The 13,320-nt window shown below is 61.7% G+C and carries 11 protein-coding genes; 10 read left to right on the top strand and 1 reads right to left on the bottom strand.

Annotation, left to right across the window (positions count from 1 at the left end):
• Positions 1-295 precede the first annotated feature (295 nt).
• From RHSP_RS00925 to RHSP_RS00960, 8 genes are all read left to right on the top strand, one after another.
• The gene (locus tag RHSP_RS00925; RefSeq protein WP_004107565.1) at positions 296-1,063 is read left to right on the top strand and encodes a helix-turn-helix domain-containing protein; all 768 of its coding nucleotides are present in this window, start codon (positions 296-298) and stop codon (positions 1,061-1,063) included.
• Positions 1,064-1,326: 263 nt separating this feature from the next.
• Positions 1,327-2,961, top strand: a complete 1,635-nt coding sequence (locus RHSP_RS00930; protein ID WP_004107568.1) for a TIGR04028 family ABC transporter substrate-binding protein — start codon at positions 1,327-1,329, stop codon at positions 2,959-2,961.
• A 60-nt stretch (positions 2,962-3,021) separates the two neighbouring features.
• Entirely contained in the window at positions 3,022-3,963 is a 942-nt protein-coding gene (locus RHSP_RS00935) for an ABC transporter permease (protein ID WP_004107570.1), read from the top strand.
• Positions 3,963-4,874, top strand: coding sequence for an ABC transporter permease (locus RHSP_RS00940; protein WP_004107572.1), 912 nt, complete (start codon positions 3,963-3,965; stop codon positions 4,872-4,874). Before RHSP_RS00935 ends, RHSP_RS00940 begins: the two co-directional genes overlap by 1 nt.
• Positions 4,871-6,556, top strand: a complete 1,686-nt coding sequence (locus RHSP_RS00945; RefSeq protein ID WP_004107573.1) for a dipeptide ABC transporter ATP-binding protein — start codon at positions 4,871-4,873, stop codon at positions 6,554-6,556. The genes RHSP_RS00940 and RHSP_RS00945 overlap by 4 nt, the downstream gene beginning before the upstream one ends.
• A gap of 4 nt (positions 6,557-6,560) precedes the next feature.
• Positions 6,561-7,610: a putative FMN-dependent luciferase-like monooxygenase gene (locus RHSP_RS00950; protein ID WP_037148791.1), complete on the top strand. Its 1,050-nt coding sequence runs from the start codon at positions 6,561-6,563 to the stop codon at positions 7,608-7,610.
• A 30-nt stretch (positions 7,611-7,640) separates the two neighbouring features.
• Positions 7,641-8,264: a CMD domain protein gene (locus RHSP_RS00955; RefSeq protein WP_004107575.1), complete on the top strand. Its 624-nt coding sequence runs from the start codon at positions 7,641-7,643 to the stop codon at positions 8,262-8,264.
• Positions 8,265-8,283: 19 nt separating this feature from the next.
• Positions 8,284-8,886 (top strand): alkylhydroperoxidase domain protein, encoded by a 603-nt coding sequence (locus RHSP_RS00960; protein WP_004107576.1) that lies wholly within the window; start codon positions 8,284-8,286, stop codon positions 8,884-8,886.
• A gap of 54 nt (positions 8,887-8,940) precedes the next feature.
• On the opposite strand, the gene RHSP_RS00965 is transcribed toward RHSP_RS00960, so the two are convergent.
• Positions 8,941-10,284, bottom strand: a complete 1,344-nt coding sequence (locus RHSP_RS00965) for an amidase family protein (protein WP_004107577.1) — start codon at positions 10,282-10,284, stop codon at positions 8,941-8,943.
• 425 nt (positions 10,285-10,709) lie between these two features.
• Here RHSP_RS00965 and RHSP_RS00970 point away from each other — a divergent pair, with 425 nt between their 5' ends.
• Complete coding sequence (locus RHSP_RS00970; protein WP_240535337.1) at positions 10,710-12,533, top strand: ShlB/FhaC/HecB family hemolysin secretion/activation protein; 1,824 nt, start codon at positions 10,710-10,712, stop codon at positions 12,531-12,533.
• Between the two features lie 192 nt (positions 12,534-12,725).
• Complete coding sequence (locus tag RHSP_RS00975) at positions 12,726-13,265, top strand: invasion associated locus B family protein (protein WP_004107581.1); 540 nt, start codon at positions 12,726-12,728, stop codon at positions 13,263-13,265.
• The last annotated feature ends 55 nt before the right edge of the window (positions 13,266-13,320 follow it).

A 13,320-nucleotide genomic window follows, 5' to 3' on the forward strand; every position in this document is an offset into this window, starting at 1 on the left:
AGCAGTGCGAAAATGACGGCAAGCACCGGCAGCAGGATCGCATTGCTGAACCAGAGTAACAGGCCGAATCTTGTGAGGACGGTACGCCGGTGTTGGTGGCGCGAGATGCTTGGCGAGGCGGGCATGACAGGCTCCTTTATTCGCTGGAGAATGACTGAAACCATTGTCAACAAAGGCTATTTTCTCGCCAGCGTAAGCTTTGCCCTGTTTCGTCCGTATCTTGCCGCAAACGGTCTTGTCGCTGGCGGGCATGTGTGGAATTGTGAAGAGAATTACGCAATCAGGAAACGAGTGCATGGTTCAAGGCGACCCGTATCTATCCGATCATCAGAACAATGCGGTGGCAGAGCGGGTCCGCGAAGAGATTGCCCGGCGGCGCATTTCCCGGCAGCGCCTCGCCAATGACGCGCGCATCAGCCTTTCGACGCTGGAGAAAGCTCTTTCCGGACATCGCCCTTTCACGCTCGCGACCATCATTCGTTTGGAGCAGGCGATGGGAGTTGTTCTGCGCGAGGCGGGAGGGGCGCAGACGACGCCGGTTAACGACAAGCCCGGTCACGCCCCGGAAGAGCTGGGCGCCTATTCCCGCGCTTCGGTTTCATGGCTTGAGGGCGCCTATTTGACGCTTCGGCCGTCCTTCGGGGATCCGAAGGCGATTTTCGCCTATTGCACGGAGATCGCCTGGAACGGAGAAAGCACCCGCCTGAATTTTATGGAGCGCGAGCGCAGCGACGCCTCGTTTTCACAACAGGGCTCAGTATCGGTCCCGCATCTGTCGGGGCACATTTATCTCGTGACGAATTCCTCGGGTCAGTACCGGATGACGATCTTGTCGCGCCCCAGCATCACCGGCGAGATGTTCGGTCTGCTGACGACATTGCGCGCCGGGCAGGGGCCGCATTTGACGCCGGTCTCAACGCCGCTCGCGCTGTTGCCGATTTCGGCCTTCCAGAAGCCCTCCTATGGCCGCGTCACGGCCGGCGACGAAAACCACGCAGCCTATTCTTCGATCCTGAGCAAGGCGATTGCGGAGAACTATGCCGGATTTGTCGGTTTGGGCTGAACCGCCGCGTTCCGTCGTTTGGGCCGGCCGCGTCGCACTTGGCCTAGCCGTCATAACTCGAAGGCGCCGCGCGGCCTCTCGAACGGCGAGGCGATTGCATCCGTCAGCAGGTCGGCGAGACAGCAAGTTGCGGATGAACGGAAACTTGGCGGATGTTATTTCAACGGCCTTGCGAAAAATAGAAGACTAATTCCATGGACTATATTGGATTAGTCAAGTGCCTCCTATACCCTCGGTGAGCATTCGGTTTTCGAGGGATTTCAATGACGATCGCAGCCAATTTCAAGGTGCTTACTCTGGCTGCCGGCCTATCGTTGCTTGCCTCGTCGGTCGCGTTTTCGGCCGATGGGAGCAAGCCCGTACAGGGCGGCACGCTGATTTACCTGGAGCAGCAGGCCCATACCAATCTCTATCCGCCAGCCGGCGGCTTCTACCCGAACGGCGGCATTCTGAACCAGATCACCGACAAGCTGACCTATCAGAACCCGAAGACGCTGCAGATCGAGCCCTGGATTGCCGAATCCTGGACCGTCAACGACAAGGCCACGGAATATACCTTCAAGATCCGCAGAGGCGTGACCTTCTCTGACGGAACACCCGTCGATGCCAATGCCGTCGCCAAGAACTACGATACGTTCGGTCTCGGCAATAAGGATCTGAAGCAGCCGGCCTCCGAGGTGATCAACAATTACGATCGCAGCGAGGTCGTCGACCCATACACCGTCAAGTTCTACTTCAAGAAGTCGTCGCCCGGCTTCCTTCAGGGAACGTCGGTCATCGGTTCTGGGCTCGTCTCGTTGAAAACGCTTGCCTTGCCTTTCGACCAGCTGGGCGATGCGACGAAAATCATCGGCTCCGGTCCCTTCGTTGTCGAGAGCGAGACGCTCGGCAAGCAGCTCTCGCTGAAGGCGCGCGCCGACTACAACTGGGGTCCAGCCAGGTTCGAGCATCAGGGCCGCGCCTATCTCGACGGTATCAAATATATCATCACCGGCGAAGACAGCGTACGTATTGGTGCGTTGCTTTCCGGCCAGGCCGATTTCATCCGCCAGCTTCAGGCCTATGACGAAAAGCAGGTCAGCGATCAGAGCTTTGCAATCTATGCCGCGCCCACGCGCGGGGTGAACGACAGCGTTGCTTTCCGGCCGGATAATCCGCTTGTTGCCGACCTCAAGGTGCGTCAGGCACTGCTGCACGCCACCGATAGCAAGGAGATCGTCGACACGCTGTTTTCGGCCAATTATCCGCAGGCGAAATCGGTGATTTCGTCGGCCGCTGCGGGCTACGAAGACCTGTCTTCGAAGCTCACCCACGATCAGGCCCTCGCCGAGAAGCTGCTCGATGAAGCAGGCTGGAAGAAGGGTACGGGCGGTGTACGCCAGAAGGACGGAAAGCCGCTGTCGCTCGCCGTCTATGAATCCCTGCCGCAGCCGCAGAACAAGGCGGTCCTGCAGCTCGTCGCCCAGCAATGGGCCAAGGTCGGCGTCAAGCTCCAGGTGCTTGCCGGCACTTCGGGCAATCTGGTCACGGACAATGTCGATCCGGCAAAGACGCCGCTGGTCGTCGCCGAAGTGGGCCGCGCCGATCCCGACGTCATCAAGAGCCAGTTCTATCCGAAGAACCGCGACGCGCTTCTCCAGAAGGGCGGCCTCAACGCCAAGGCAACCTTCTCGGACGACAAGCTGAACGGCCTTCTGGAAGCCATCGCCTCGGAGACGGATAGCGACAAGCGTCTGGCGGCGGCAAAGGCTGCGCAGGCCTATCTGCTGGATGCCGCCTACGTCATCCCCTTCTTCGAAGAGCCGCAGGTTTTTGCCGGTGCTCCCTACGTCAAGGGTGTGGCTTTCGAAGCCGTCGGCCGACCCTCCTTCTACAATGTCTGGCTTGCCGCGCACTAAGCACCTCCTGCAGCCCGTCCATAGGCCGGGCTGCATTTTGATAACGACAGGCCATTCGCCATGACGAAATACATCTTAACGAGGATCGGACAGTCGCTGCTGGTTCTGTGGGCCACCTTCACCGTTTCGTTTGTGCTGCTGCAATCGATGCCGGGCGATGCGATCCTCATCAAGTTCCAGAGTCCCGACTATGGACTAAGCCCGGAGCAGCTTGCCGATATCAGAGCCGCCTATGGGGCCGATGGCTCCATATTGCAGCAATATGTTCATACGGTATGGAGCTTCCTGTCCGGCAATTTCGGCTATTCGCTGCAGGCGGGCGTTTCCGTAAGTTCACAGCTTGCCGTTAGCCTGCCGTCGACCCTGCTTCTTGCCGGCTTCAGCTTCCTGCTTGCCGCAATCCTTGCCGTCGTCATCGCCATCCTGGCCAATCTGTCCGGCTTCGGCTGGCTGCGTGGCTTCATGCTATCGCTGCCGTCGCTGTTCATATCCGTGCCGACATTCTGGCTCGGCATCATGTTCATCCAGATCTTTTCGTTTCGCCTAAGGCTGGTGCCGGTTATCGATCCCGGTCCATGGCAGGGATTGATCCTGCCGATCCTGACGGTTGCCATACCGATCTCCGCGCCGCTTGCGCAGATCATTTTGCGAAATATCGATGAGGTTCTGACGCGCCCGTTCATTTCCGTGGCGCGCGCCAAAGGTGCTTCGCATGGACAGATCCTCTGGCGCCATGTCGCCAAGAATACGCTGCTTCCGGTGCTCACCGTCGCGGGCCTGCTGTTCGGCGAACTGATTGCCGGGGCGGTTGTTACCGAAACGGTCTTCGGGCTGAACGGCATCGGCAATCTGACGAAGCAGGCGGTCGATGCCCAGGACGTCGCGGTGCTGCAGGCGATCGTCGTGATTTCGGCGGCCGCCTTCGTCACGATCAACCTGATCGTCGACCTGCTCTATCCGATCCTCGATCCGCGCCTGAAAACAAGGCTTGGAGCCAACTGATGACGAATTTCTACACAGCGGATCTCCATCGCCCGCTTGAACATGCCGAGGCTCCGGAAAGCCTGTCGGCGCCGCCGACCCGCGAAGACAGCAGGCCGCTTGCGCGCCGCTTCTCGCTTCCCTTCCGGCCAAGCCTGCTTCTTGCCATAGTCATATTGACGGTGGCCGTCCTGTGGGCGCTTTTTCCCGGCGTCTTCACCGGCTACAATCCGGTGGAAGGTCTGCCCGGTCTGCACCTGAAGGCGCCAAGCGCCGCCCATATTCTCGGCACCGACGCACTCGGCCGTGACCTCTATTCCCGTATCGTCTACGGCTCCATCCACTCCTTGTCGGGAGCGCTCGCGGCTGTGGGCATCGCGCTCGTCATCGGCACCGTGCTGGGCGTGCTGGCGGGATCGCTCGGCGGACGGATCGAAACAGTGATCATGCGCATCGTCGATGTGATGCTGTCGATCCCTGACCTGTTGCTGTCGCTGAGTATCATCGTTCTCCTTGGTTTCGGCACCGTCAATGCCGCGATCGCGGTCGGCTGCACGCTGATTGCCAAGTTTGCGCGGCTGGTTCGCTCGGAAGTCGTCACCGTGCGCCGAAGCGACTATGTCGAGGCCGCCTTTGGCAGCGGCGGCACTTTCTTGAGGGTGCTGTGGCGCCACATCATCCCGAACTCGCTGACCTCGGTGATCGCCTTCGCCGCGCTGCAATCCGGCTGGGCGATCCTCCAACTGTCGACGCTCGGATTTCTTGGCTATGGCGCACCGCCGCCGACGCCGGAATGGGGTCTGCTGATCGCGGAAGGACGCAATTACATCGCAACTGCCTGGTGGCTGACGACGGCGCCCGGCCTCGTCGTCGTGCTCGTGGTGATCTCGATCAACCGCATCAGCCGTTCGATTGCGGAGATTGGCAGATGAGCCATACGACATCCGACAAAGCAAACGGCTCTGCCGTGCCGGTGCTCGATATTTCCGGCCTGAAGATCGCCTATCGCGATCGCAGCGGCTCTCGCACGGCGGTTCATGGCATCGACTTCACCGTCAATGCTGGAGAGGTCGTCGCGCTCGTCGGCGAATCCGGTTCGGGCAAAAGCTCGACGGCTCAAGCCATCATCGGCTTGCTGCCGCAGAACGGCCATCTCGAAGGCGGCCGGATCAGGCTCAATGGCCAGGATATTGGCGGCTGGCCGCAGAAGCGGCTCGATACGATCCGCGGCTCCGTCATCAGTCTGGTGCCGCAGGACCCCGGCAATTCCCTCAATCCCGTCAGGACGATCGGCGAGCAGGTCGCCGAGGTTCTGGTCATTCACCGCAGGGCGCCTCGCGCTGCGGCCTATCCGCAGGCGGTCGAGCTGCTGGGCCGCGTCGGCCTTAGTCAACCCGAGCTACGGGCACGCCAATATCCGCATGAACTTTCGGGTGGCATGCGGCAGCGCGTACTCATCGCCATCGCCATTGCCCTCAAGCCCCCGTTGATCATCGCCGATGAGCCGACCAGTGCGCTGGATGTGACCGTCCAGCGGCATATTCTCGATCTGATCGACGATCTCAGGCGGGAATATGGGGCAGCCGTTCTCCTCGTCACACATGATCTCGGCGTTGCAGCCGATCGCGCCGAGAGGCTGGTCGTCCTGCAGAATGGCCGCATTCAGGAGCAAGGACTGACGGCCGAGCTTCTTAAGAACCCGCAAAGCGCCTATACGCGCCGGCTGCTGGCCGACGCCCCATCGCTGAATGTCGCTCGGCCGCATTCTCCCGCGCATCCCATCGCGGTGAAGGCCGAACGGGGCGATGACATCGTCGTGGTCGAGGGCCTTGTGCAGGAGTTCGGGATCGGCGGCAAGGACGGCGGCTTCAGGGCGGTCGATGACATATCCTTTCGTGTCAAACGCGGCACGACGCACGCGATCGTCGGCGAATCCGGCTCCGGCAAGACGACAACCATTCGCATCGTCTCCGCGTTCCAGCGCCCGACGGCCGGAAGGGTCGTTATCGACGGGCTTGATCTCGCTTCGCTGCGCGGCGAAACGCTGCGGCTCTTCCGCAAGAAGATCCAGCTCGTCTATCAAAATCCTTTCGGCTCGCTCGATCCGCGCCAGACGATTTCCGCTATCGTCGAGGAGCCGTTGCTGAACTTCGATCCGCTGCCGCGGGCGCAGCGATTGGAAAAGGTTGAGGCTGTCATCGAAAAGGTCGGCCTGCCGGCCGATGTCTTGCAAAGGCGGCCGAGTGCCCTTTCGGGCGGCCAGCGTCAGCGTGTCGCCATCGCCCGGGCGCTGGTGCTGGATCCGCAGATCCTTGTTCTCGACGAGGCGGTTTCCGCGCTCGACGTGACGGTTCAGGCGCAGATCCTCTCGCTGCTCGACAGTCTTCAGCACGAGCTTGGTCTGACCTATCTATTCGTGTCGCATGATCTCGCCGTAGTCCGCCAGATCGCCGACACGGTCTCGGTTCTTCACAACGGCAAGCTGGTCGAAAACGGTCTTGTCGAAGAGGTCTTCGGCAATCCCAGCAGCGATTATACCCGTGAGCTGATCGACGCCATCCCCGGCAAGAAATATTCGATCGCTCTTCATCAGGCCCAAAGCAATGCAGGATAATTCCATGAGCACGGCAGTTCCTCCCAAACGACTGGGCTTTTTCAGCCGTGTCCTTGACCAGGCAGACGCTGCCGAGCGCTACCGGCTCGTGAGCGAGCAGATCATCCATGCGGAAGCGCAGGGTTTTGACAGTGCCTGGGTGGCGCAGCATCACTTCAACGGCGATGAGGGCGGTCTGCCGGCGCCGCTGGTTTTTCTGGCCGGCCTTGCCTCGCGCACGTCGCGTATCCGGCTCGGAACGGGCGTCATCACGCTGCCGATGGAAAACCCGGTGCGCGTCGCGGAAGATACCGCTGTGCTCGATCTTCTATCGGAAAGGCGTCTGGAGGTTGGCTTTGGCACAGGTGGCACACCACAGGCCTTTCTCCCCTTCGGTATCGAAAGCGCCGATCGCGGTCCGATCTACGGTAAGTATCTGACGCTCATACGCGATGCGTGGGCAGGCCAGGAGCTTGCCGGGGGCAACCGCCTTTATCCGATTGCGCCGCATCTTGCCGACCGGGTCTGGCAGGCAACCTTTTCCGTCGGCGGCGGTGAGCGCGCCGGCAAGGATGGCGACGGCCTGATGCTGTCTCGCACGCAGCCGCGGCCGGACGAGACGCCAGACGCGGAGCTTTGGGATCTGCAAAATCCCATCATCGATGCCTATTTCGCGGCTCTGCCGAAGGGGCGCGCTCCAAGAATATTGGGATCGCGCAGTCTGTTCGTTGCCGATGATCGCAAGGAGGCGCTCCGGCTTGCCGATATCGGCTTGCGCCGCAGCGCCGAGCGTTTTGCCGCCAGCGGCTTCACGGTTCGCGGCGAAACGACGGCCGATCTCATCAAGGCATTCGACGTGCATGTCGGCACACCCGAGGATGTCATCGCCTCCTTGCGCGCGGATACTGCCCTCGAGCGGGTGACGGATCTGGCCTTCCAGGTGCATTCCATCGACCCGCCGCACGACTACATTCTGCGCTCCCTCGAGCTGATTTCGCAGAAGGTTGCGCCGGCGCTCGGCTGGTCTTCGCAGCTCTTCGCCAACAAAGGCCCACAACTTGCGGCCTCCGCCTGAAACACGAACCGATAAAGAGAAGGTAAATCCATGACCTCGTCGAAAACTGACGTCATCGATCTGCTGGCAGGCATCCGCGAGGGATCCTCGCTCGACGCCTTGCGGACGGCACGGCCACAAACGCGGGACAATGCTCAAAGGAGCTACGAAGCTCTGTTCGAGCCCGCGCATAAGGGCGATGTAAGCCGCAGCGAACGCTTTGCCCTGGCGTCGTTCGTGGCTGGCCTGCATGCGGCTGATAATGTCAGCCAGTTTTATCTGGCCGCGTTGGAGGGGGCGGAAAGCGAGCGTGCGCTGATCGGTGCCGTCAAGGCGGAAGCCAATGGCGGCCGTACCGTCGGCCCCTATGGGCATTATCCCGCCGGACCGCTTTCCACCGAAGATCGTGAAGGGCTTGTCTATCATGTCTCGCAAGCGGGGCGGCCGGTTCTTGGCAGCAAACTTTCTGCGGCATTGGAACATGCTCATCTTCTCGTCTATCGCCCGCGCGAAGCGAGTGCCGAGGCGCTGCAGCGGCTCTTGAATGCCGGTTGGACGACGACGGGCGTGGTGACGCTGTCCCAGATCGTTGCCTTTCTTTCGTTCCAAATCCGGGTGGTTGCCGGGCTGAGCGCATTGAGTGCTGCCAGCGCTGAGCAGGCCATCTCCGCCTAACTGCAGAAGGACAGTTCCCATGACCGAGACCGTTATCCATCCCACGATCGAAGATCGGCCGAATGTTTTCACCCAGAAGGAAATCGGCTGGACGCCGTGGTTGAAGCCGCTTCCCGAGGAAGAACTGACCGAGCGTCACTGGCGAGGGCTTGTCGATGCGTCGCGCGCCAAGTCGCCCTATTTCAGGCTGCTGGCCCGTGATCCGGAGATCCTCGAGGCACGGACGAAAACCGACAAGGACATCTTCTACAATGTCGAGGCGGGGTTGCCGCGCGCCGACCGCGAGCTTGCCGCAACCGCCGCGTCACGTACCAACGGCTGTATCTTCTGTGCCTCCGTTCACTCCCGTTTTGCCTCGCATCATTCGAAGCGCAGCGACGACGTCCAGCGCCTGCTCGATGAAGGCACTAGCACCGATCTCGGCAGCCGCTGGAACGCGATCGTGTCGTCTTCCGTCGCGCTAACGGCGACGCCATCGGAATTCGGAGCCGAGGAGATCGCAAGGCTGCGCGAGGAAGGCTTGAGCGATCTGGAGATCGCCGACGTCATTCACGGCGCTGCCTTCTTCAACTGGGCAAACCGGCTCATGCTGTCGCTCGGCGAGCCGCTGCCGGCCCAATGACCCCGCAGCATCGGTATCCAAATGCCGATGCGCTAGTGCCGCTTGCCCCGAAATCTATGGGGCGAGCAGCGCCTCGACCTTGCACGCGATCGCAAGCAATGCTCGGTCGGCAAGGCGTCCTCCCTCGATCATCAGCGCGACAGGCAGGCCGTCTCTGTCCAATCCGGCGGAGATCGAGATCGAAGGCGCCCCCGTCAGGGTTGCGAGCACCGCATGGCTCGTGACCGTCGGGAATGTCGGGACAGTACCCGCGTCCGTTTGCATACGCGCGTCTTCCCCGATCCTCGGAGGCTGGACGGGCACCGTCGGCATGATGATCGCATCGAGGCGCTGGTCACGGAAGAGCTGCTCATAGGTGTCGCGCAGCGACGCCAATCCGCTTTCCCGGGCGTATAAAAAGGCCTCGCTGGTCTTGGCGGCCAGCGCCGGGAGCCGCTCGAAAATGGTGCGGACATCGGGACTGCCGATGGTGGCGGTGAATTCTGCCAGTGTCTTTCCGAGCTTCTCGGCGCAAAAGCTCGTCCAGAACTGAAAAGCCTCATTGAACACGATTGGTCCGCCGATGCGTGTGTCGACATCTTCGAACTCCTCAGAGGAAATCGGAACGAGGCTGACTTCGCCGGAACGGGCAAGCTTGCCTAACGCGCCGGCGATCGCCTCGTCGACGCTCTGAGACAAACCGCGCTTGTCCCAGAGCACGCCGAAGCGCAAAGGCCGTTCTGGCAGTTCCGGGAGCGTATGTTCGCCGGAAATGATGGCGTCGATTTCGGCCAGATCGATGCAGTTTGCGGCCAATGGCCCGATTGTGTCGCGCGTCGGCGAAAGGATCAGGACACCTCCCGCTGGGTATCGCCCGGTCGAGGGCCGCAATCCGGCCACGGAGCAGAAAGCGGCCGGGATGCGGGAGGAACCTCCTGTGTCGGATCCAAGGGCGAAGGGCACGACGCCGCGGGCGATGGCAGCAGCGCTGCCGCCCGAAGATCCGCCTGCGCAGCGTTCCGGGTCGAAGGGATTGCGGACGGGGCCGTAGGCGGCGTTGTTCGACGTGATGCCGAATGCGAGCTCATGAAGGTTGAGCTTGATCGGAACATAGCCGCCGGCTGATCGAAGTGCGGCGACGACGGCTGCGTCATCGGTCGCCAGGTTCTTGGCCAGCCCGGGGCAAGCACCGGTGGTCGCATAGCCCGCCACGTCGATATTGTCCTTTACTCCGAACGCGATGCCGGCAAGCGGCCCGTTGTCAGATGCGGGGAGGGCGGTGGCGTCCGTTTGAATGACGGCATTGTCATGATTATCGGCGGCGCGCGCCATAACGATTTCGCGCAGAGCACCGGGACCATGCTGCGCGGCGATCGAGCGGGCGTCGCGGAGGGACATGGGGGAAAAAACAGCAGTCATGCAGCAAACCTCCCGTTGAATGCTTTTGGCGCTTATGGGCTAGCCACTCAATCTACCAATGTGGCGAGAAGTCAATGCCGATCAAATTACAGGTTGTATTTCGATCGCAGAGAGCGTCGGGCCGTTTCCGACTGCAGCGCCGATATTGCAGCTCATCCTTCACTATACCTGCGCGCATGCCCACAAGACTTGAGATCACGCAAGAGAAAATCTGAAAGTGTCAGAAATGGACGGAGACAGGAGGCGGGAATCTGCATAGCGTTTGCCACAATCGTGTTCGAGACCGACTACGTGATCGCTTGACCATGCGACCGAGTGAGGGTGCGGCCTGAGGCGAAGGGGCGGGGACGATCGGCGTGGCGTGGCGGCGCCGGCCGATCTATCGAAAGTTTAGATCGAAGCAGACGACTGAGGGATTGGGGAACGTGCCTTTCGGTAAATGGAAATTGCGCTTACAGCGCGCAGCGCTCTGCGCGACTACGGCGATTGCCCTTTCTTCGGTCATGATCGGCTCGGCGTTTGCGCAGACTGCCTCGCAGGTGACGCCGCAGAGCTTTGAGCCGCAGTTGCAGAAGCAGAGCAGCGGCATCGTCATTCCCGAAGCCTCCGGCCCGGTGGCGCCCAAGGGGGTGGAAAAGCTGACGGTGCGCCTGAAGACCGTCAAGGTCGAGGGCGGCCTTCCCGGCTTTGCCGAGGATGAGGCGCGTGTGACGAAGAGCCTGACCGGCAAACAGGTGACGGCGGCCGCCCTGTTTGAAGCAGCGGGTGAACTGGAGCGCACCTATGCCGCCAAGGGATACGGTCTGGTACGTGTGGTGCTGCCGGCACAGCGTCTGGTCGACGGCGCCGTCCTGCGTATCGTCGTCATCAACGGCTTCGTCGAAAGCATCGACACCTCGCATCTCCCCGACAATATCCGCGCGCGCATTGCCAAAATGCTTTCGCCGCTGGTGGGTGAGAAGGGGATCTCCAACGATGAGATCGAGCGCCGGCTGCTTCTGGCCGGCGACTTGCCGGGCACGGTGCTGCGCTCGACGCTGTCGCGCGGCACGAAGCCCGGCGGCAGCGTGCTGACCATCGAGGCGCGCTACAAGCCGGTCACCGGCTTCGTCTCTGGCGACAACAATTCCACCAGTGCGCTCGGCCGTTACAACACCGGCGTCGGTCTCGATTTCAATTCCGTGTTCGGATTCGGCGAACTCTTCTATTTGAGAGCCTCGGGTGCACCGCGTTTCGGCGGTGACGAAGGCTATTTCACCGGTGCGCCGCGCAACCGGTCGCTGGCCGGCGGCGTGACCTTGCCGATCGGCATCGACGGGCTGACGCTAAACCTTGAGGCCACCGCCTCGCGCACGACGCCGGAGGCGGGCCTGTTCGGACTGCAGTTCATGTCGGATTTCACCCGCTATTCGGCGCGGCTTTCCTATCCGCTGATCCGCTCGCGGGAGCTTACGCTCAACCTCAATGGCGGCTTCGATGCGCAGGATGAGGAGCTGCAGCTGCTCAATGGCGGCGGCGTCTCTTTATCGAAGGATCGGCTGCGCATCCTGCGCACGGGTGCGGATCTCTCCTGGTATGTGTCGGGCGATGCGCTCGTCAGCGCGGGTCTGACCGGCTCCTTCGGCATCAACGGGCTCGGCGCGCGCACCGCGGCCGATGCGAATGTCAGCGGCACGCCATTGTCGCGCCAGGGCGCGGATGCCGATTTCCAGAAGGTCGAAGTCACCCTCGGCTACCGCCAGCCGGTCGCCGAGCATCTGGTGTTCGATCTGCGAGCGAAGGCGCAGACCTCCTTCGGGCAGCCGCTGCTGAATTCCGAGCAGATCGGCATTGTTTCCTCCTCCGGTCTGTCCAGTTTTCCGACCGGCTCGATGCAAGGCGATTCCGGCTTCGTGCTGCGCGCCGAGGCGCAGTTCCCGTTTACAACCAGCTTCACCTTGCCGTTCGGCTGGCCGGAATTTCCGGCACAGCAGGGAACGAACCTTGCGGATGGGGCAAGCACGGCCGGCGCCGTGGTGGCCTCGCCTTATCTGTTCGGCGCCTATGGCGGCGTCAAGCTCTATCAGCCGACGGCGCTCGAAAGCGGGTTTGCGCGCGGCGCCGCCTATGGCGTCGGCCTGCGGCTGGCGGCGGCGGAACAGGCGAGCTTCAACAGCATGAACGTCAACCTTGAATATGGCCGTGTCGAGCGCTTCGGCGACGGCTCCAACGACAACCGCTTCACAGTCGCCGCGGCATTCCAGTTCTGAGGCGGCGATCATGATCCGCCGCTCGCTGCGCATGATGATCTGTCGCGGGATCCGGCCATCGGCGCCGGTGACCTCCGCGGCGGTATCAGCTCCTTCAACGATGGAGCAAGCCATGCCGCAGAGCAGGTGCAGTCATTTCAGAAAACCTCTCAAAAGAGACGCGAACTTGCGATCACAAGGACATTTTTGATCATGATCCCTTTCCCTCACTCTTCGCTGATTGCCGCCTTGTTTGCCATCGGCATGCTGGCAGCCCAGTCGGCAGGCGCCTCCTCTTTTCCGGGCGGTGCCAGTTCGCTCGTCGAGACCTATGACGACTGGGGCGTAGTCTGCCAGATACAGAACAATGCGCCGGCCTGTGTCATCAGGCAGGTCCAGACAAACAATCAGACCAACCAGGTCGTGTTGACGGTCGAGATCGGCAAGGCGGCCGATGGCAAGTTCCAGGGCGTGCTGCTGCTGCCGCTTGGGCTCGCACTTGCGCAGGGCGCACAGCTGAAGATCGACGACAATTCCATCGGCGCACCGCTCGCATTTTCGACCTGCGTGCCGCAAGGCTGCCTCGTGCCGCTCGTCCTGGAAGCCGACACGATCACCAAGCTCAGAGCCGGCAAGGCGCTCAATGTCACCGTTTCGGCCGCCAATCCCGCGAAGCCGGTGACGTTCGCGGTCTCCCTCAAGGGCTTTTCCGGTGCCCTTAATCGCGTTGCGGAACTGACCAAGTCGTCGTGACCATCCAGATGCACTCGTCACTCGCCACGCGGGCGCTCAGGCGGGAGTCCCGCAT

It is taken from the genome of Rhizobium freirei PRF 81 (assembly GCF_000359745.1).
GTDB classification, from domain to species: domain Bacteria; phylum Pseudomonadota; class Alphaproteobacteria; order Rhizobiales; family Rhizobiaceae; genus Rhizobium; species Rhizobium freirei.